Source organism: Nocardia sp. NPDC023733 (assembly GCF_040639775.1).
Classification (GTDB): Bacteria; Actinomycetota; Actinomycetes; order Mycobacteriales; family Mycobacteriaceae; genus Nocardia; species Nocardia rosealba.
Map to the genome: position 1 here is coordinate 365,605 of NZ_JBFAAN010000005.1, position 18,092 is coordinate 383,696.

Sequence of the window (18,092 nt, forward strand, 5' to 3'; positions counted from 1 at the left end):
CTCAGTCCCTCAGGTCGCGTGGAATGCGAGGTTTGCCGTGTCGTCGAAATCCCCGGCGGCATGGCGGAACCGGGCGAGCAACTCGAGCAGTTGTCTGCTCTCGCCCGGTGCCAGGCCCGGTTCGGCGAAAACCTGCGCGTTCAACGCCTCGGTCGCCTCGGCGACGGATTTCCTTCCGGCGGAGGTGATTTCGATGAGCGTGGCACGGCGGTCGCTCGGATGTGGCACGCGCTCGACAAGTCCGGCCGCTTCCAGCCGGTCGACCGTATTGGTGACGCTGGTCGGGTGCACCTGCAGGCGCGCGCTGGCTTTGGCCATCGGCAGTGCGCCCGTGCGGCTGAAACTGAGCAGCTGCAGCAGTTCGTAGCGGGAGAAGGTGAGTCCCGAGGGTTTGAGGGCCTCGTCGACGCGGGCCATCACGATCTGCTGGGCCCGGACCAGGGAGGTGACAAGGGCCATGCCGTCGGCGACCGATCCCCAGCCGTGCTCGATCCATTGCCGGTGTGCCTCGGCGATCGGGTCTCGGGGTAGCGGTCCGGTTCGTGACATGTTTTCGATCATGTCACGAACCGGGCCACGTTCCGCATAGAGCGAGCGGCGGGAATCGAACCCACGTGAACGGCTTTGCAGACCGTCGCCTAAACCTCTCAGCCACGCCCGCCTCGCCATTGATGATGCCGGTGCGTGGCGGGTGTGCCCAGGGTTGCGATCACGGTGATCGCAATGTCAGTGCTTGTTGGCTGGGGCCGAGCAGATCTTCCAGGTGCCGTCTTCTTTGGTGAGGTGTTCCTCGGTGCTGTCCTCGGTGTCGGGCTCCTCGCCTTCGACCGAGAGGGTCAGCTGACCGACCACGGTGGCTTCCGCGTCGTCGCCGGTGATGACGATGTCACGCACGTCGTCGATGCGCGCCGACACCGTCGCGGTGTCGAACTGTTTGCGCTGCTCCGGGGTGAGGTTTTCGATCTCGGCCCGATCGGCGGCGCACGCCAGTTCGGACGCGGCGATGAACCCGTCGGAATCGAGCGTGTCGTAGAAGTCGCGAATCGCTACCTCGATCTTCTTGTCGTCCGAGGCCAGGGGTGTGCGCCCCTGCACGGTGAGCACCACCCCCGCCGCCAGCGCACCCAGTACGACCAGCGCCAGTACCCCCAACCCGATGAACAACCCGGTCCGCTTCTTCTTCGGCGGCGGCCCCGCTTGCGCCCCGAAGCCGCCGGGCGGCGGACCACCCGCCCCCGGATAGCCCGGCTGCGGTTGCCCGCCCTGTGGCTGCCCAGCCGGTGGTTGCCCCGGCTGTGGTTGCCCCGGCTGGGGCTGGTCCCCGAACCCGTCTGATGGATTAGTCATGCCCGCTCCTGCTGTCACCGGGGACAGGGCCCCGAAACCTGTGGAACCGTGCGTACAACCTGATGAACAACTGCGATGAACCGACAAGGCCCGACCGAACGGACGGGGCTTGGAACGCGATGTGCCCTCGGCGGGATTCGAACCTGTGGCACTCATGGGCCGGAGGCGGCTTCGAGTCCTGCTGATGTTTCCGACGTACCGTAGCCTGCCGATTTCGCCCGTCGGAATCCAGGTCGGACTGCCCGCATACCGGCCTCGGGGTGTACAGCGGGCTGTCGCTGCTGTAGTCATCGACGCATGAAAGAGCCTGTGCCATCGGAGAATGCGCTCTTGCAGGTATGGCGTGGGTCGACCCGGACGGCGCGCGCCGCGATGGCCTTTGCCTTGTCGGCGGCGGTCTCGGCGTTGGTCATGTACCGACTGCGTTCCCCGCTCGACTTCTACGAGCTCGGTTACGCGCTGATCTACTGTGCGATCCCCGGGATTCTCGCCGGCGTCGCGTTCGCGCTGGCGATCCGCGCTCTCGGCGGTGCGGAACAAGAAACCCGGCTCGGCCTGGCCGCGCTCGCAGTCGCGATTGTCATCATCGCGATCGCTGTGCACCGGGTAGCGCGCGTGGTCGTCATGATCATGATCATCTCGACAATGTCGGATTTCGGTTGACCTCGCGGACGACAAAGGCCCCCGACCGCTGGTCGGGGGCCTTTCTCAGGTGTGCCCTCGGCAGGATTCGAACCTGCGGCCTTCTGCTCCGGAGGCAGACGCTCTATCCCCTGAGCTACGAGGGCGGGATAGATGCCGGTCGCCGGTGGGGCGATCGGGCAGCGACAGCGTATCGCATCGGGTGCGGTGCGCCAAAAACGGTGCCGGACCGGGGGGTTGATCCCGGCCGGCACCGGGGTCAGCCGAGGGGGAGGGGGGCGGCGCCTCGGGTGGTGAGCATGGTGGTCATCAGGGTCGATTCGCCGGACTGGGTCTTCGACATGGTGGCCGCGAGGGACCGGACCGCGGTGGTCGAGGCCTGTTCGGCGGCGTAGTCGAGCATGGGGACGCCGCCCTGGTGGTGGCGCAGCATCAGTTGCAGGAACATCGTGTCCAGGGCGGGACCGGTGGCCTGGCGCAGTGCGGTCATCTCCTCCTGGCTCGCCATGCCCGGCATCGCGGCGACAGGGCCGTGATGGGCGGTGGTCGGGCTCGCGCCGTGGCCGTGTCCGCTGTCGGCTTCGCTCATCCAGCCCATGAAACCCTCGACGCTCTGGCTCGGGGCGTCCCACAGCTGCAACCAGCCCTGCATGCGGCCGATCTGGTTCGACTGGGTGGTCATGATGTCGTAGGCCAGGCGGCGCACGTCGTTGTCGGTGGAACCGATCAGCGCGACGCCCGCCATATCGACGGCTTGGGCGTGGTGCACCGACATGTCCTGGTTGAAACCGATGTCGACCGGCCCGGGTGCGGCCGACTCGGCCTTCTCCAGCGGCATCCGCAGCAGCACACCCGCTACGGCACCGAGCAGGAGCAGGCCGATCGCACCGAGCACCAGCACCGCACCGGCAGGGCGCCTGCCGGTGGGTTCGTCGGTGGTTTCACTCATCACTGACCGGCCGGCGCGCCCGGCATCGGGATGCCCGGCAGGCCGGGGACACCCGAACCGAGTCCGCCGAGTTCGCTCGCGTCCTGGTTGGCGCCGGTGCCGTCCATCGGGATGGCGTCGGGGCCGTAGGGCGAGGAGTCGAACGGCGGCGGGTTGTTGGCGTCGAAGATCGGGTTCGAGCAGCTGGCGCCGACCTCGGGGTGCGCGTACGGGTTGGTGCGCAGCGCGGAGATGAACTGCTTGATGCGCGCGTCCTCGGCCGAGTCCAGCTTCAGCTGGTGGCCCCACGACTGCAGCGCGATGGGCTTGTCGAGGGTCGGGTACGGCGACATCATCGTGTACGGCCGGTCCTTGACGAAGTTCGACAGCTTCTCCACCCCGGCCGCGTCGACCTTGTCGGGGTTGTAGGCGATCCACACCGCACCGTGCTCGAGCGAGTGCACCGCGTTCTCCATGCGGATCGGCTTGGCGTACACCGTGCCGGTGCAGTTGGCCCAGGCCACATCGTGCGGGCCACCGTAGGCGGGCGACTTGTCGTAGGCGACGCGCTGGGTCTCGGTGACGTGCAGTGCCGCCGGGTACTCCTGCTTCACGACGCCCTCGATCTTGGCCGCCGGATCCTGGTTCTGCTCGCTGGGCGCCCACTCGGACAGGTCGGTCTGCGCTTCGCGGATGGCTGCCTGGTCCATGTACTTGGGCACCAGGCTGTAGGCCAGCAGGCCGATCAACGCGACGATGGCCACGCCGCCGCCGAGGAGGGCCCAGGGCACTTCGCGCTTCTTGCCCGGAAGTTTGCCCTTGCCCGGTTTGCGGGACGGAGACGACTTCCCCGCGGCCCGGACGGCCTTGGCTGATGTTGCGCTTGTCCTGCTCGGCATCGCTCGGTTAGCTCTTTCGACGTATGGATCGGTGCGTTCGTGGCGGGCGGTCGTGGTTGCGAGCCGCCCAGCCAATAGGATAGAGACTCGTGACTCCAGCTGACCTTGCAGATCTCCTTCGCACCACCGCGGCGAAGGTGCTTGTCGAACGTGGACTGGACTCGTCGGTCCTGCCCGAGCAGGTCACAGTGGAGCGTCCGCGCAACCCCGAACACGGCGACTATGCCACGAATGTGGCGATGCAGGTGGCCAAGCGGGTGGGAACGAATCCGCGCGAGCTCGCGGGCTGGCTGGCCGAGGCCCTGTCGGCCACCGAGGGCGTCGAGGTCGCCGAAGTGGCGGGCCCCGGCTTCCTGAACATCCGCCTGGCCGCGTCGGCGCAGGGCGCGATCGTCACCCAGATCCTGACCGCGGCCGACAAGTACGGCACCGGCTCCGCGCTGACCGGCACCAAGATCAACCTCGAATTCGTCTCCGCCAACCCCACCGGTCCCGTCCACCTCGGTGGCACCCGCTGGGCCGCGGTCGGTGACGCGCTCGGCCGCATCCTGGCCGCCGAGGGCGCCGACGTGACCCGCGAGTACTACTTCAACGACAACGGCGCCCAGATCGACCGGTTCGCGAAGTCGCTGGTCGCGGCCGCGCTCGGCGAGCCGACGCCCGAGGACGGCTACGCGGGCGAGTACATCCAGGAGATCGCCGCGAGCATCGTCGCCGCGCATCCCGATGCGCTCACCCTGCCCGCCGATCAGCGTCACGAGCTGTTCCGGCGCGAGGGCGTGCAGCAGATGTTCGCCCAGATCAAGCAGGACCTGCACGATTTCGGCACCGATTTCGACGTGTACTTCAACGAGAGCGAACTGTTCGCCTCCGGCGCCGTCGAGCGTGCGGTCGAGCAGCTCAAGAACTCGGGCAACCTGTACGAGAAGGACGGCGCGTGGTGGATCGCCTCCACCGAATTCGGTGACGACAAGGACCGGGTGGTCCTCAAGAGCGACGGCACCGCCGCCTACATCGCCGGTGACATCGCCTACTTTCAGAACAAGCGCTCGCGCGGGTTCGACCTGGCCATCTACATGCTCGGCGCCGACCACCACGGCTACATCGGCCGGTTGAAGGCCGCCGCGGCCGCCTTCGGTGACGATCCCGACACCGTCGAGGTGCTGATCGGGCAGATGGTGAACCTGGTCAAGGACGGCCAGGCCGTGAAGATGAGCAAGCGCGCGGGCACCGTGGTGACGCTCAACGACCTGGTCGAGCAGATCGGTGTCGACGCCGCCCGCTACTCGCTGGTGCGGTCCTCGGTGAACTCGAGCATCGACATCGACCTGGACCTGTGGACCAAGGCCAGCAGCGAGAACCCGGTGTACTACGTGCAGTACGCGCACTCGCGTACCAACAGCATCATCGGCAATGCCGCGAAGTACCCCGAATTCGCCACTGTGACACCGGATTTCGCGCTGATGACGTCGAGCCGCGAAGGTGACCTGATCCGCACCCTCGGTGATTTCCCGCGCGTGGTCGCCACCGCTGCCGAGACCCGCGAACCGCACCGGATCGCCCGCTACCTCGAAGAACTGGCCGGGGTGTACCACCCGTTCCAGTCCGACGACGACATGCGCGTGCTGCCCAAGGGCGACGACGCCGTCAGCCCGCTCAACGCCGCCCGCCTCGAACTGGTGAAGGCGACCCGTCAGGTGCTGGCCAACGGCCTGGCCCTGCTCGGCGTGAGCGCACCGGAGCGCATGTGAGCTCCGCAGACTTTTTCAGGAAGGACGCACCACGATGAGTGCACACCCCGCCGGGCCTCGGCACGCCGAGATCCCGCACGCCCCGACGCTCGGCGAGCGGCCGACCGATCCGCGCGAGATGATCGACCTGCCCGAGCACGTGTGGCCCCGCAACGCCTCGCGCGGTGACGACGGCGTGGTGCGGCTGGCCGGCATCCCCGTCACCGAGCTGGCCGCGCAGTACGGCACCCCGCTGTTCGTGATCGACGAGGACGACTTCCGTTCGCGCTGCCGCGACATGGTCGCCGCGTTCGGTACCGCCGCTCGCGTGCACTACGCGTCGAAGGCGTTCCTGTGCGGTGAGATCGCCCGCTGGATCCGCGACGAGGGCCTCTCCCTCGACGTGTGCTCCGGTGGCGAGCTGGCCATCGCGCTCAACGCGGGCTTCCCCGCGGAGCGAATCGCGTTGCACGGCAACAACAAATCCGTCCCCGAGCTGGAAGCTGCCGTCGCGGCGGGCGTCGGTCACGTGGTCGTCGACTCGCTCTACGAAATCGAACGCCTGGAAGCCGTCGCCGGTGCGGCGGGCGTGGTGCAGGACGTGCTGGTCCGCGTGACCGTCGGCGTCGAAGCGCACACCCACGAGTACATCTCCACCGCCCACGAGGACCAGAAGTTCGGTTTCTCGATCGCCGGCGGCGACGCGATGGAAGCCCTGGCCCGCGTCTTCGAGGCCGACAACCTGCGCCTGGTCGGCCTGCACAGCCACATCGGTTCGCAGATCTTCGAGCTCGACGGCTTCGAGATCGCGGCTCGGCGCATGCTCGGCCTGCTGCGCGAGGCGATCGACAAGTTCGGTGTGGAACGCACCGCCCAGATCTCCACCCTCGACCTGGGCGGCGGCCTCGGCATCGCCTACCTGCCCAGCGACAACCCGCCCGAGCTCGACGAGTTCGCCGCCAAGCTGCGCGACCTGGTCGCCGCCGAAGCCACCCGCGCCGGGCTGCCCGAGCCGATCATCGCGGTCGAACCGGGCCGCGCGATCGCCGGACCGGGCACCGTCACCCTCTACGAGGTGGGCACCATCAAGGACGTCGAGCTCGACGGTGGCGCGCGTCGCCGGTACGTGAGTGTCGACGGCGGGATGAGCGACAATATCCGCCCCGCGCTCTACCAGGCCGATTACGATTGCCGTCTGGTCTCGCGGAGCTCCGACGCGCACGCCGTGGTCGCGCGCGTGGTCGGAAAGCATTGCGAGAGCGGCGATATCGTCATCCGCGACACATGGATGCCCGCCGACGCCGGACCGGGCGACCTGGTCGCGGTCGCGGCGACGGGGGCGTACTGCTATTCGATGTCGAGTCGCTACAACCTGCTCACCCGGCCCGCCGTGGTCGCGGTGCGTGACGGGAAGTCGCGACTGATTCTGCGCCGGGAAACGGTGGCGGACCTGCTCAGCCTGGAGGTAGAAGGATGAACGGCACCAACGACGCGGGGCGCCCGCTCGGCGTAGCCGTGCTCGGCATGGGCACCGTCGGCACCGAGGTGGTGCGCGTGCTGCGCGACCACGCCGACGACCTGCGCTCGCGCGTCGGCGCGCCGCTGGTGCTGCGCGGTGTCGCCGTGCGCGACCTGTCCAAGGACCGCGGGCTGCCCGCCGAGCTGCTCACCACCGACGCCGAGGCGCTGCTGGCCCGCGACGATGTGGACCTGGTGGTCGAGGTCATGGGCGGTATCGACCCGGCCCGCAAGCTCATCGGTGACGCCCTCGCCGCGGGTAAGTCCGTGGTCACCGCCAACAAGGCGCTGCTGGCCGACTACACCGGCGAGCTGGCCGCCGCCGCCGAGAGCAGCCGCGCCGACCTGTACTTCGAGGCCGCGGTCGCCGGTGCGATCCCGGTGGTGCGTCCGCTGATCCAGTCGCTCTCGGGTGACCGGGTGAACAAGGTCGTCGGCATCGTGAACGGCACGACCAACTTCATCCTCTCCGCGATGGACGAGACCGGCGCCGCCTACGACGACGTGCTCGCCGAGGCCACCGACCTGGGCTACGCCGAGGCCGACCCCACCGCCGACGTGGAGGGCTACGACGCCGCCGCCAAGGCCGCGATCCTGGCCTCGCTCGCGTTCCACACCCGCGTCACCGCCGCCGACGTGTACCGCGAAGGCATCTCCAAGATCACCGCCGAAGACCTCGAGACCGCCTCGGCCGTCGGCTGCACGGTGAAGCTGCTCGCCATCTGCGAGCGCGTCCCCGGCGAGCCGAGCGCGGCCGAAGGCGGCAAGGACCGCGTCTCGGTGCGCGTGTACCCGGCGCTCATCCCGCGCAAGCACCCACTGGCCTCGGTCAACGGCGCCTTCAATGCCGTGGTCGTGGAGGCCGACAACGCCGGTCGCCTGATGTTCTACGGGCAGGGCGCGGGCGGCGCGCCGACCGCCTCGGCGGTGCTGGGCGACCTGGTGATGGCGGCCCGCAACAAGTTCTACGGTGGTCGCGCACCCGGCGAATCGGTTTATGCTGAGCTGCCGATCGCGCCGATCGGTGACACCCCCACCCGCTACCACGTGAACCTGCAGGTGGAGGACCGTCCCGGCGTGCTCGCCGCGGTCGCCGACACCTTCGCCCAGCACGGGGTGAGCATCTCCACCGTGCGCCAGCAGGGTCACGGCGACGGCGCCCGGCTCGTGGTCGTCACCCACCATGCGGTGGAGTCGTCGCTGGCCGATACTGTCGCGGTACTGGCGGAAATGGATTCCGTCACCGCTGTGACCAGCGTTCTCAGACTGGAAGGCACCGAAGAATCATGAACTCCACTGGCATCGCGCCCCAGGCCGGTGTGCACTCGCGCTGGCCCGGCCTGATCGCGGCCTACCGCGACCGCTTGGCCGGTGCGGCCGAATGGGAGCCGGTGACCCTGTTCGAGGGCGGTACTCCGCTGGTCCCCGCCACGCACCTGTCCGAACTCACCGGGTGCGAGGTGTACCTGAAGGTCGAGGGTGCCAACCCCACCGGTTCGTTCAAGGACCGCGGCATGACCATGGCGATGACCGACGCGAAGTACCGCGGTCAGAAGGCCGTGCTGTGCGCGTCCACCGGCAACACCTCGGCCTCGGCCGCCGCCTACGCCACCCGCGCCGGCATGGAATGCGCCGTGCTGATCCCGCAGGGCAAGATCGCGATGGGCAAGCTGGCCCAGGCCGTGATGCTCGGCGCCAAGATCATCCAGGTCGAGGGCAACTTCGACGACTGCCTCGAGCTGGCCCGCAAGGTGACCGCCGAATTCCCGCAGGTCGGACTGGTGAACTCGGTGAACCCGGCCCGCATCGAGGGGCAGAAGACCGCCTCCTTCGAAATCTGCGATGTGCTCGGCAAGGCGCCCGACGTACACGTGCTGCCCGTCGGCAACGCGGGCAACATCACCGCCTACTGGCGCGGATACCGCGAATACCACGCCGACGGCATCACCAAGGTGCTGCCGCGCATGCTCGGTGTGCAGGCCGCCGGTGCCGCGCCGCTGGTCAACGGTGCTCCGGTGAAGGACCCCGAGACCGTCGCCACCGCGATCCGTATCGGCGCACCGGCCTCGTGGAACGGTGCGATGGAGGCCAAGGAGCAGTCCGGTGGTGCCTTCCGGGCAGCCACCGACGAAGAGATTCTCGCCGCGTACCGTCTCGTCGCCGCGACCGAGGGCGTGTTCGTCGAGCCCGCGTCGGCCGCGAGCGTGGCCGGTCTGCTCGCCGCGCGCAAGGAGGGCTGGCTGGATTCGGGCCTGACCGTCGTGTGCACCGTCACCGGCAACGGCCTCAAGGACCCCGACAACGCGCTGGCCGGAATGCCCGAGGTCAAGCCGATCGCGGTGGACCCGGTCGCCATCGCCCGCGAACTCGAGCTGGCCTGAGTTGACCGCACGTGAGCCGACGCTGATGACAGCGACCCTGCCCGCCGGTCTCGAAGTGACCGTGCGCGTCCCGGCCTCCACCGCCAACCTCGGACCCGGATTCGATTGTCTCGGAATGGCGTTGGGCATCTACGACGAAATCGTCGTGCGCACCACCGAATCCGGTCTCGCGATCCGGGTCGAGGGCGAGGGCGCCGACGACGTGCCGTGGGGGCCAACCCATCTGGTCGTCCGCGCCATCGAGCGCGGCCTGGAATCGCTCGGCGTCTGGGCCGACGGCCTCGATGTCGTGTGCCGCAACGTGATTCCGCATTCACGCGGTCTCGGTTCCAGCGCGTCGGCCGTAGTCGGTGGCCTGGCCGCCGGTGCCGGACTGGCCGCGAAGTTCGATCCGGCGCTGCAACTCGACGGTGACCGCCTGGTGCAGCTGGCCTCGGAGTTCGAGGGTCATCCCGACAACGCCGCGGCCAGCGTGCTCGGCGGAGTCGTCGTCTCGTGGACCGAGACCGACGACGAGCAGGTCCGCGCCTACCGGGCCGTGCGCCTGGATCCCGCGCGGGCGCTGCGTCCGGTGGTGCTGATTCCGCAGGAGCGTTCGTCCACGGCGCACACGCGCGGGCTGCTGCCCGAGCAGGTGCCCCACGGCGATGCGGCGTTCAACGTGAGCCGGGCGGCCCTGGCCGTCGTCGCGCTGACCGAGCGTCCCGACCTGCTGATGCCCGCCACCGCCGACCGGTTGCACCAGACCCAGCGTGCCCCCGCGCTACCGCTCACCACCGCCTGGATCGAGCGGCTGCGCGACGCCGGAATCGCCGCGACGGTCTCGGGCGCAGGCCCGACCATCCTCGCGCTTGCGACCACGGAATTCCCTGCTGACCTGCGCGAACTGGCCGAGAAGGACGGTTTGCGCGTGGTCGAGCCCGGTATCGCCGACGGGGTGTCGATCGACTGACGGCGTGCCTGCCTTGCCGTTGTTCGTGATAGGCGGCTATTCTGGGCTGGTCCGTACATCGTGCGCATCAGACGCCGGTGCTTCATCAGGGCAATCGCTCCCCTCACCACTTTCTTCTGGTGGCGAAGCCTCCGGTCCGGCGGGGCGGGTAGTACGGCACAAGCGTCCTGTGGGACGCATAATCCGAGCTCGGCATATGTTGCCGGGTCTGCGGAACGAACCCTCGACTCAGCACACGGCATTCGAGGGAAGGAAAGGATTTCCGTGACAGAAACGGACCTGCTCGCGACACCCGGGGTGGATACCGACCCGACGAATTCGGGCGGCCGCGAAAGTGAATCCGGACAGATTTCGAAACAGAGCGAACACACCGACGTCGCACGATCGGGGCTGACTGGAATGCTGTTGCCGCAGTTGCGTGCGCTCGCTGGGGAACTCGGTATCCGAGGCACCTCCGGTATGCGCAAGGGCGATCTCATCGCCGCAATCAAAGAAAACCAGGCCGGAGCGCCTGCCAGGGGTGCCAAGCCTGCCGAAGCCGCCGCCGTGACGGCCGACGCGCCTGCCACCAGCGACGCTCCCGCCAAGCGGGAACGGCCCGCCAAGGCCGAGAAGCCCGCCGCCGAAGCCAAGGCGCCGGAGGCGAAGACGGCCGAGGTGAAGCCGGTCGAGACCAAGGCCGCCGAGACCAAGCCGGCCGAGACCGAGACCGCTGCGACCAAGCCGGTCGAGGCCAAGACCGAAGCGCCCGCCGAGGCGGGCGAGGAGTCCGGTCGCGAGAGCGGTCAGCGTGGCCGTGGCAGGCAGCGTCGCGGTCGTGACCAGGCCCGTTCCGGTGGCGGCGAGAACGCTCCCGCCGAGAATCGCACCGAGACTCGCGCCGAGGAGCCCAAGCAGGCCGAGGGTGGCGAGCAGGGCGAGCGTCGTCGCGAGCGCAACGACCGCAATGCCGGTGGCGAACGCAACGACCGCAATGCCGGTGGCGAGCGTAATCAGAACGACCGCAACCAGAACGAACGCGGCGAGCGCAACCAGAACCAGAACGGCAACGCGGGCGGCAATCGTGGCCCGCGCGACGACCGTGATCGTGGTGGCGACGACGAGGAAGGCGGCCGCGGTCGCCGGGGCCGTCGCTTCCGTGAGCGTCGTCGTGGGCGTGACCGCGACGGTGGCACGGGTTCCGGTGGCGGCGAGGCCCGCGATTTCGAGATCCGCGAGGACGACGTCCTGCAGCCCGTCGCGGGCATCCTCGACGTGCTCGACAACTACGCCTTCGTGCGGACCTCCGGCTACCTGGCCGGACCCAACGACGTGTACGTGTCGATGAACCTGGTCCGCAAGAACGGTCTGCGCCGCGGTGACGCCATCACCGGTGCGGTCCGCGCACCGCGCGACGGCGAGCAGAGCAACCAGCGCCAGAAGTTCGACCCGCTGGTGCGCCTGGACACGGTCAACGGTGGCGAGGTGGAGGCGGCCAAGCGTCGTCCCGACTTCCAGAAGCTCACCCCGCTGTACCCGAACCAGCGACTGCGCCTCGAGACCACGCCCAACAAGCTGAGCACCCGCGTGATCGACCTGATCATGCCGATCGGCAAGGGCCAGCGCGCGCTGATCGTCTCCCCGCCCAAGGCCGGTAAGACGACCGTGGTGCAGGACATCGCCAACGCGATCGCGACCAACAACCCCGAGTGCTACCTCATGGTCGTGCTGGTCGACGAGCGTCCCGAAGAGGTCACCGACATGCAGCGTTCGGTGAAGGGTGAGGTCATCGCCTCCACCTTCGACCGTCCGCCGGCCGACCACACCTCCGTCGCCGAACTCGCCATCGAGCGGGCCAAGCGACTGGTGGAAATGGGCAAAGACGTTGTGGTGCTGCTCGACTCGATCACCCGATTGGGCCGCGCGTACAACAACTCCTCGCCCGCCTCGGGCCGCATCCTCTCCGGTGGTGTCGACTCGACCGCGCTGTACCCGCCCAAGCGGTTCCTCGGCGCGGCGCGCAACATCGAGAACGGTGGCTCGCTCACGATCATCGCCACGGCGCTGGTCGAGACCGGTTCCACCGGCGACACGGTGATCTTCGAGGAGTTCAAGGGCACGGGTAACGCCGAGCTCAAGCTCGACCGCAAGATCGCCGAGCGCCGCGTGTTCCCCGCGGTCGACGTGAACCTGTCGAGTACCCGCAAGGACGAACTGCTGATGTCCCCGGACGAGGCCGCGGTGCTGCACAAGCTGCGCCGAGTACTCTCGGGCCTGGATTCGCATCAGGCGATCGACCTGCTCATCGACCGGTTGAAGAAGTCGAAGAACAACCTCGAGTTCCTGATGTCGGTCTCCAAGACCGCACCGGGCGCACTCGACGAGTGACAGAACGAAAGGGCTCCGCTTCGGCGGGGCCCTTTCGGTTTGCCGGGAACATCCGAAGGGTAGGGGGTGTTCTCATGAGGGCGGCCGGGTCTGGCATACTGGACCGCTGTGTGTCTGCGAGCTCGCAGACATCCCGCCTAGTCGGTTCCGGTTCACGTACTCCACTCCATGGGGCTACGACCCGGCGACCATTATCGAGAGGACGCCCATGAAGGCAGGAATCCACCCCACGTATGTCGACACCACCGTCGTGTGTGGTTGCGGCAACACCTTCCAGACTCGCTCCACCAAGGAGTCCGGCCAGATCACGGTCGAGGTCTGCTCGCAGTGCCACCCGTTCTACACGGGCAAGCAGAAGATCCTCGACACCGGCGGCCGCGTGGCTCGCTTCGAGGCTCGCTACGGCAAGCGCGCAGGCAAGAAGGCCGACGCCGAAAGCTAGTTGCCTCCCCCGACGCCCGGTTCTGCATCTTGCAGGCCGGGCGTCGGTGGTTTCTCTACCCGAGCCGTCGCCCCGCACACCGAAGGAATCCTCCCGTGACGCAACCGTCCGCCATCGACGACATTCTGGCCGAGTACCAGGGCCTGGAGACGCAGCTGGCCGATCCGTCGCTGCACAACGACGCGGGCGCGGCACGCCGGGTGGGCAAGCGGTTCGCCGAGCTGGCGCCGGTGATGAGCACCTACCGCAAGCTCGAAGCGGTGCGCGACGACCTCGAGGCCGCCCGTGAGCTGGCCGCCGACGACGCCACCTTCGCCGCCGAGGTGCCCGGGCTGGAAGCCCAGCTGGCCGAACTCGAGCAGGCCCTCGCCGATCTGCTCGCCCCACGCGACCCGCACGACGGCGACGACGTGGTGCTCGAGGTGAAGTCCGGCGAGGGTGGCGAGGAATCGGCGCTGTTCGCCGCCGACCTGGCGCGCATGTACATCCGCTACGCCGAACGCCACGGGTGGAAGGTGGAGACGCTCGACGTCACCTACTCCGACCTGGGCGGATACAAGGACGCGACGCTGTCGATCAAGAGCAAGGACGCCGCGCGCGACGGGGTGTGGTCGCGCTTCAAGTTCGAGGGCGGCGTGCACCGCGTGCAGCGCGTGCCGGTGACCGAGTCGCAGGGCCGCATCCATACCTCGGCCGCGGGCGTGCTGATCTACCCGGAGCCCGACGAGGTCGAGCAGGTGCAGATCGACGAGACCGACCTGCGCATCGACGTGTACCGGTCCTCCGGCAAGGGCGGTCAGGGCGTGAACACCACCGACTCCGCGGTCCGCATCACCCACCTGCCCTCGGGCATCGTGGTGACCTGCCAGAACGAACGTTCGCAGCTGCAGAACAAGGCCCGTGCCATGCAGGTCCTCGCCGCCCGGTTGCAGGCGCTGGCCGAGGAGCAGGCCGAGCAGGAGGCAGCGGCGGGGCGTGCCAGCCAGATCCGCACCGTCGACCGCTCCGAGCGCATCCGTACCTACAACTTCCCGGAGAACCGGATCGCCGATCACCGCATCGGGTTCAAGGCGCACAACCTCGACGCCGTCCTCGACGGTGACATGGACGCGCTGCTGGACGCGCTCGGCAAAGCCGAGCGCGAGGCCCGGATGGCTGCCGAGTAAGAACGTGAACGACCCGTGCCGCACGGCCTACGCGATCTCGCGCACCTTCGGAGGTCGTGGTGACATTGCCGGATGAGCCCGTGACCGCGCGAATCCCGTTGCGGCCCTTGATCGTCAGGGCCGGCGCGCGCCTCGAAGAGGCCGGAGTCGGCTCGCCGATGTTCGACGCGGAGAACCTCGCCGCGCACGCGCTCGGTGTGGAGCGGATGCGCCTTGCGTTGATCCCGATGGTCGACACCGACACCGCCGCGCGCATCGAGGCGCTGATCGACCAGCGTGCGGCGCGAGTCCCGTTGCAGCACTTGACCGGAACCGCGCCGATGGGCGCCGTCGACCTCGTCGTCGGGCCCGGCGTGTTCGTGCCGCGTCCGGAAACCGAGCTGCTGCTCGCCTGGGCGCTCGGCTTCCTCGAGGCACAGCCGCTCGCGCACGCACCGATCGTCGTCGACCTGTGCACCGGCTCGGGCGCGCTGGCACTGGCCATCGCGCACGCCCGGCCGGACGCCGATGTGCACGCCGTCGAACTCGATCCCGACGCGTTGCGCTGGGCCCGCCGTAACGCCGATACGCGCATCGCCGCGGGTGACACCCCCATCACCCTGTACTCCGGTGACGTCACCGACCCGTTCGTGGTCGAACACCTCACCGCCCGCGCCGACCTGGTCGTCGCCAACCCGCCCTACATTCCCCAGGACGCCGTCCTCGACCCCGAAGTCGCCGACCACGACCCCCACGGCGCCCTGTTCGGCGGTCCCGACGGTCTCGACGTTATCCGGGGCATGGTCCCCACGATCGCCCGCCTCCTGCGCCCCGGCGGCGCCACCGCCGTCGAACACGACGACACCAACGGCGGGGGAGTGGCGGCACTGCTGTCGGCCGCCGACCTCACCGACGTCGCCGAACACACCGACCTGTCCGACAAGCCGCGCTTCGTCACCGCGCGCCGCCCCTTGAACACCTGAGCGCGACAGCCGGAGCGTCACGCAGGTAGACAGGCTGCGCTGTGTCCGCCGGACATGACCGCGCTCCATCAGGCAATCACCTGGCTAACACCGGGATGAGCGCCCCAAAGTCCCTCGGCTCTCGCCCCTCGAACCGGGGGCTACACTCTTGCCCGCAGCTAAAGACCGGGAAAGTACGCGGAGGAGGCGGACAGCTTTGAGTACTGTCTACGACTGTGCCGATGAGGCGTCTCGAGACGCGGGGATCACCGCGGCCACCAGTGCGTTGAAGTCGGGTCGCCTCGTCGTGATGCCAACCGACACCCTCTACGGCATCGCCGCCGACGCGTTCGATTCGTCCGCCGTCGCCGACCTGCTGGCCGCCAAGCGGCGCGGTCGCGATATGCCGGTTCCGGTGCTCGTCGGCTCGTGGCACACCATCGACGGACTCGTGTTCTCGGTGCGTCCGCAGGCACGTGACCTGATCCGCGCGTTCTGGCCCGGTGCGCTGAGTCTCGTTGTGCAGGCGGCACCTTCGCTGGCCTGGGATCTCGGTGACACGCGCGGCACGGTGATGCTGCGGATGCCGCTGCACCCGGTGGCGCTGGAGCTGCTGCGCGCGGTCGGCCCGCTCGCGGTGTCGAGTGCGAATGTGTCGGGGCAGCCCCCCGCCACCACCGTCGAACAGGCTCGTGAACAACTCGGTTCGCTGGCGAGCGTGTACCTCGACGGCGGCCCGGCCGAGCACGCCGTCGCCTCAACGATCGTCGACCTCACGGCGGACCAACCTCGGGTGTTGCGCGAGGGTGCGGTGCCGGTGGCCGATATCGCCGAGGTGCTCGGGATGGCACCCGAGGCCCTGACCAGCTCCGCCAACCGGTGATCGCCCGCCTGCGATGAGCTCAGTCGTTCCCCTGCGTGAGCTCCTGCTCGTGCTGCTCGTCTCGGCAACGGTGACCTTCCTGGCCACCGGCGGTGTCCGGGTGCTCGCCATCGGTTTCGGCGCCGTGGCGATTCCGCGTGAACGCGATGTGCACGTCAAACCGATTCCCCGGATGGGCGGCGTCGGTATGTATGTCGGCGTCGTGGCCGCGATCTTGTTCGCACATCAATTGCCCGCGCTGCGCCGTGGCTTCGATTACGCGCCCGATATTCCCGCCGTGCTCGTCGCCGCGACGATCATCGTGCTCGTCGGCATAGTCGACGACCGCTGGGGGCTGGACGCACTGACCAAATTCGCCGGACAGGTCACCGCGGCCGGTGTGATGGCCGTGATGGGCCTGAGCTGGTACGTGATCTACGACCCGTTCAACGACACGACCGTGGTGCTCGACGCACTGCAGGGCGGCCTGGTGACGGTCGGCATCACCGTCACGCTCGTCAACGCGATGAACTTCGTCGACGGATTGGACGGCCTGGCCGCCGGCCTCGGTTTGATCTGCGCGGTGGCTGTTTTCGCGTTCTCCGTGGGTTTGCTCTACGACCAGGGCGGCTCGGTCGACACCTATCCACCCGCTTTGCTGGCCGCCGCGCTGGCCGGTGCGTGCCTCGGATTTCTGCCGCACAATTTCTCCCCGGCCCGAATCTTCATGGGCGATACCGGGTCGATGATGATCGGTTTGATGCTGGCAGCTGTTTCCACCGGTGCGTCGGGCCGAATTCCGCTGCAGGGCTATGGCCCGCGCGACATTGTGGGTTTGCTCTCGCCGCTGTTGCTGGTGGGCGCGGTGATGTTCATTCCGGTGCTCGATCTGTTGCTGGCGATCGTGCGCCGTGTGCGCGCCGGCGTGAGTTTTTCCACACCGGACAAAATGCACCTGCATCACCGATTGCTGCAGATCGGGCATTCCCAGCGCCGCGTGGTGTTGCTCATCTATTTATGGGTCGGCGTGCTCGCCTTCGGTGCGGTGGGAACTTCGCTGATGGACCGGCGGCTTGTGGTGTTGCTGGTGGCGGGCGGATTGGTGTTCGCGCTGGTGGTGACGGTGATCCCCTCGATGCGCCGCACGGAGTCGGCCCAGCATTGACTTCGGCCCGCAAGGTAAAGTGCGGGCCGTGAGCTTTACACCCGAAACCGTGCTAGGCCCCGACGCCCCGCTGCGTGCCGCGCTGCGCTACGGCCTGATCGGCCTCGGCGTGCTCGTGGTCGCGTCGGTGGTGATCGCCTCCCTCCTCGCTGGGATGCCCGGTCTGTGGGGCGCGCTGCTCGGCGCCGCGATCGGTGGCGGATTCATCCTCACCACCGTGGTGTCGGTGCTGCTTGGTGCCAAGCTGCCGCCCACGATGGCGGGCATGGTCATGCTGGTCAGCTGGGTCGCCAAGCTGCTTGTGGTGCTGATCGTCGTCGGTGTGCTCAACCAGTTCGACTTCTACAGCAGGCCCGCGCTGTTCTTCACCGTGGTAGGAGCCCTGCTGATCGTGCTCGGTGCCGAAACCTACGGCGTTGTGCGACACAAGGTCCCGTACGTCACGACACGCGCGGGAGACAGCGAAACGGCTTCCGAGCAGGAATAATCCCACCCAGCTACGCACTGTCGTAGATAGCTTGGTAAAGTGTTGGTAAGCAAGCACCCAAGCTAGGGGCGCGGTCCGGGGATTCGGGCTATGCCTCGGGTTACCAAGGGGGGATCACCGAGATCCCACCCGGGGCCGCTATGCTTACTGCCGATCCGGGTGGAATGTGCCCGGTTGAAGCATGTCGACGATGTCGCCGACGCCCGTACAGAAGCTAATACAGGTATCCCTCGTATCAGCGGCTGTCGAATTTCGAGCCGACAAA

17 protein-coding genes and 2 tRNA genes are annotated in these 18,092 nt (G+C 68.2%); 13 read left to right on the top strand and 6 right to left on the bottom strand.

The features are described 5' to 3' along the window. Window positions 1-9 precede the first annotated feature (9 nt). The 3 genes from AB0F86_RS21955 to AB0F86_RS21965 form a co-directional block, all read right to left on the bottom strand. Window positions 10-549 (bottom strand): MarR family transcriptional regulator, encoded by a 540-nt coding sequence (locus AB0F86_RS21955; RefSeq protein WP_225282111.1) that lies wholly within the window; start codon window positions 547-549, stop codon window positions 10-12. 40 nt (window positions 550-589) lie between these two features. Further along, a tRNA-Cys gene (locus AB0F86_RS21960) sits at window positions 590-661 on the bottom strand. Window positions 662-726: 65 nt separating this feature from the next. After that, the gene (locus AB0F86_RS21965; RefSeq protein WP_225282112.1) at window positions 727-1,347 is read right to left on the bottom strand and encodes a hypothetical protein; all 621 of its coding nucleotides are present in this window, start codon (window positions 1,345-1,347) and stop codon (window positions 727-729) included. A 330-nt stretch (window positions 1,348-1,677) separates the two neighbouring features. Here AB0F86_RS21965 and AB0F86_RS21970 point away from each other — a divergent pair, with 330 nt between their 5' ends. After that, entirely contained in the window at window positions 1,678-2,010 is a 333-nt protein-coding gene (locus AB0F86_RS21970) for a hypothetical protein (RefSeq protein WP_356984823.1), read from the top strand. Window positions 2,011-2,062: 52 nt separating this feature from the next. On the opposite strand, the gene AB0F86_RS21975 is transcribed toward AB0F86_RS21970, so the two are convergent. The 3 genes from AB0F86_RS21975 to AB0F86_RS21985 all read right to left on the bottom strand — a co-directional run bounded on the left by AB0F86_RS21975 (window position 2,063) and on the right by AB0F86_RS21985 (window position 3,816). After that, a tRNA-Arg gene (locus AB0F86_RS21975) sits at window positions 2,063-2,135 on the bottom strand. Window positions 2,136-2,248: 113 nt separating this feature from the next. Continuing rightward, window positions 2,249-2,938 carry a DUF305 domain-containing protein gene (locus tag AB0F86_RS21980; RefSeq protein ID WP_356984821.1) on the bottom strand — a complete coding sequence of 230 codons (690 nt, stop codon included), beginning with the start codon at window positions 2,936-2,938 and terminating at the stop codon, window positions 2,249-2,251. Next, window positions 2,938-3,816, bottom strand: coding sequence for a DUF3105 domain-containing protein (locus AB0F86_RS21985; protein WP_181697484.1), 879 nt, complete (start codon window positions 3,814-3,816; stop codon window positions 2,938-2,940). The genes AB0F86_RS21980 and AB0F86_RS21985 overlap by 1 nt, the downstream gene beginning before the upstream one ends. 89 nt (window positions 3,817-3,905) lie before the next feature. Between AB0F86_RS21985 and argS the strand changes: the two genes are divergently transcribed. The 12 genes from argS to AB0F86_RS22045 all read left to right on the top strand — a co-directional run bounded on the left by argS (window position 3,906) and on the right by AB0F86_RS22045 (window position 17,827). After that, the gene (gene argS / locus AB0F86_RS21990) at window positions 3,906-5,567 is read left to right on the top strand and encodes an arginine--tRNA ligase (protein WP_356984819.1); all 1,662 of its coding nucleotides are present in this window, start codon (window positions 3,906-3,908) and stop codon (window positions 5,565-5,567) included. Between the two features lie 34 nt (window positions 5,568-5,601). After that, window positions 5,602-7,023, top strand: a complete 1,422-nt coding sequence (gene lysA / locus AB0F86_RS21995; protein ID WP_356984817.1) for a diaminopimelate decarboxylase — start codon at window positions 5,602-5,604, stop codon at window positions 7,021-7,023. Then, window positions 7,020-8,354: a homoserine dehydrogenase gene (locus tag AB0F86_RS22000; protein WP_067641542.1), complete on the top strand. Its 1,335-nt coding sequence runs from the start codon at window positions 7,020-7,022 to the stop codon at window positions 8,352-8,354. The genes lysA and AB0F86_RS22000 overlap by 4 nt, the downstream gene beginning before the upstream one ends. After that, window positions 8,351-9,445: a threonine synthase gene (thrC, locus tag AB0F86_RS22005; protein WP_356984815.1), complete on the top strand. Its 1,095-nt coding sequence runs from the start codon at window positions 8,351-8,353 to the stop codon at window positions 9,443-9,445. The genes AB0F86_RS22000 and thrC overlap by 4 nt, the downstream gene beginning before the upstream one ends. 25 nt (window positions 9,446-9,470) lie before the next feature. Next, window positions 9,471-10,397, top strand: coding sequence for a homoserine kinase (thrB, locus tag AB0F86_RS22010; RefSeq protein ID WP_225282128.1), 927 nt, complete (start codon window positions 9,471-9,473; stop codon window positions 10,395-10,397). 264 nt (window positions 10,398-10,661) lie between these two features. Further along, on the top strand, window positions 10,662-12,764 hold the full coding sequence (gene rho / locus AB0F86_RS22015) for a transcription termination factor Rho (RefSeq protein WP_356984814.1): 2,103 nt from the start codon (window positions 10,662-10,664) through the stop codon (window positions 12,762-12,764). 208 nt (window positions 12,765-12,972) lie between these two features. Further along, complete coding sequence (gene rpmE, locus AB0F86_RS22020) at window positions 12,973-13,206, top strand: 50S ribosomal protein L31 (protein WP_067490466.1); 234 nt, start codon at window positions 12,973-12,975, stop codon at window positions 13,204-13,206. Window positions 13,207-13,301: 95 nt separating this feature from the next. After that, window positions 13,302-14,372 (top strand): peptide chain release factor 1, encoded by a 1,071-nt coding sequence (prfA, locus tag AB0F86_RS22025; RefSeq protein ID WP_181697479.1) that lies wholly within the window; start codon window positions 13,302-13,304, stop codon window positions 14,370-14,372. Window positions 14,373-14,452: 80 nt separating this feature from the next. Then, on the top strand, window positions 14,453-15,334 hold the full coding sequence (gene prmC / locus AB0F86_RS22030; protein WP_356984812.1) for a peptide chain release factor N(5)-glutamine methyltransferase: 882 nt from the start codon (window positions 14,453-14,455) through the stop codon (window positions 15,332-15,334). A gap of 196 nt (window positions 15,335-15,530) precedes the next feature. Continuing rightward, window positions 15,531-16,196 (top strand): L-threonylcarbamoyladenylate synthase, encoded by a 666-nt coding sequence (locus tag AB0F86_RS22035; RefSeq protein WP_181697478.1) that lies wholly within the window; start codon window positions 15,531-15,533, stop codon window positions 16,194-16,196. Between the two features lie 13 nt (window positions 16,197-16,209). Then, window positions 16,210-17,340 (top strand): MraY family glycosyltransferase, encoded by a 1,131-nt coding sequence (locus AB0F86_RS22040; protein ID WP_067641551.1) that lies wholly within the window; start codon window positions 16,210-16,212, stop codon window positions 17,338-17,340. 19 nt (window positions 17,341-17,359) lie between these two features. Continuing rightward, window positions 17,360-17,827, top strand: a complete 468-nt coding sequence (locus tag AB0F86_RS22045) for a hypothetical protein (RefSeq protein WP_356984809.1) — start codon at window positions 17,360-17,362, stop codon at window positions 17,825-17,827. Window positions 17,828-18,092 lie beyond the last annotated feature (265 nt).

Coding starts and splice junctions, on each gene's coding strand:
- AB0F86_RS21955 (WP_225282111.1), bottom strand. CDS start 549: ATGTCACGAACCGGACCGCTACCCCGAGACCCGATCGCCGAGGCACAC.
- AB0F86_RS21965 (WP_225282112.1), bottom strand. CDS start 1,347: ATGACTAATCCATCAGACGGGTTCGGGGACCAGCCCCAGCCGGGGCAA.
- AB0F86_RS21980 (WP_356984821.1), bottom strand. CDS start 2,938: ATGAGTGAAACCACCGACGAACCCACCGGCAGGCGCCCTGCCGGTGCG.
- AB0F86_RS21985 (WP_181697484.1), bottom strand. CDS start 3,816: ATGCCGAGCAGGACAAGCGCAACATCAGCCAAGGCCGTCCGGGCCGCG.
- lysA (WP_356984817.1), top strand. CDS start 5,602: ATGAGTGCACACCCCGCCGGGCCTCGGCACGCCGAGATCCCGCACGCC.
- AB0F86_RS22000 (WP_067641542.1), top strand. CDS start 7,020: ATGAACGGCACCAACGACGCGGGGCGCCCGCTCGGCGTAGCCGTGCTC.
- thrC (WP_356984815.1), top strand. CDS start 8,351: ATGAACTCCACTGGCATCGCGCCCCAGGCCGGTGTGCACTCGCGCTGG.
- thrB (WP_225282128.1), top strand. CDS start 9,471: ATGACAGCGACCCTGCCCGCCGGTCTCGAAGTGACCGTGCGCGTCCCG.
- rpmE (WP_067490466.1), top strand. CDS start 12,973: ATGAAGGCAGGAATCCACCCCACGTATGTCGACACCACCGTCGTGTGT.
- AB0F86_RS22040 (WP_067641551.1), top strand. CDS start 16,210: ATGAGCTCAGTCGTTCCCCTGCGTGAGCTCCTGCTCGTGCTGCTCGTC.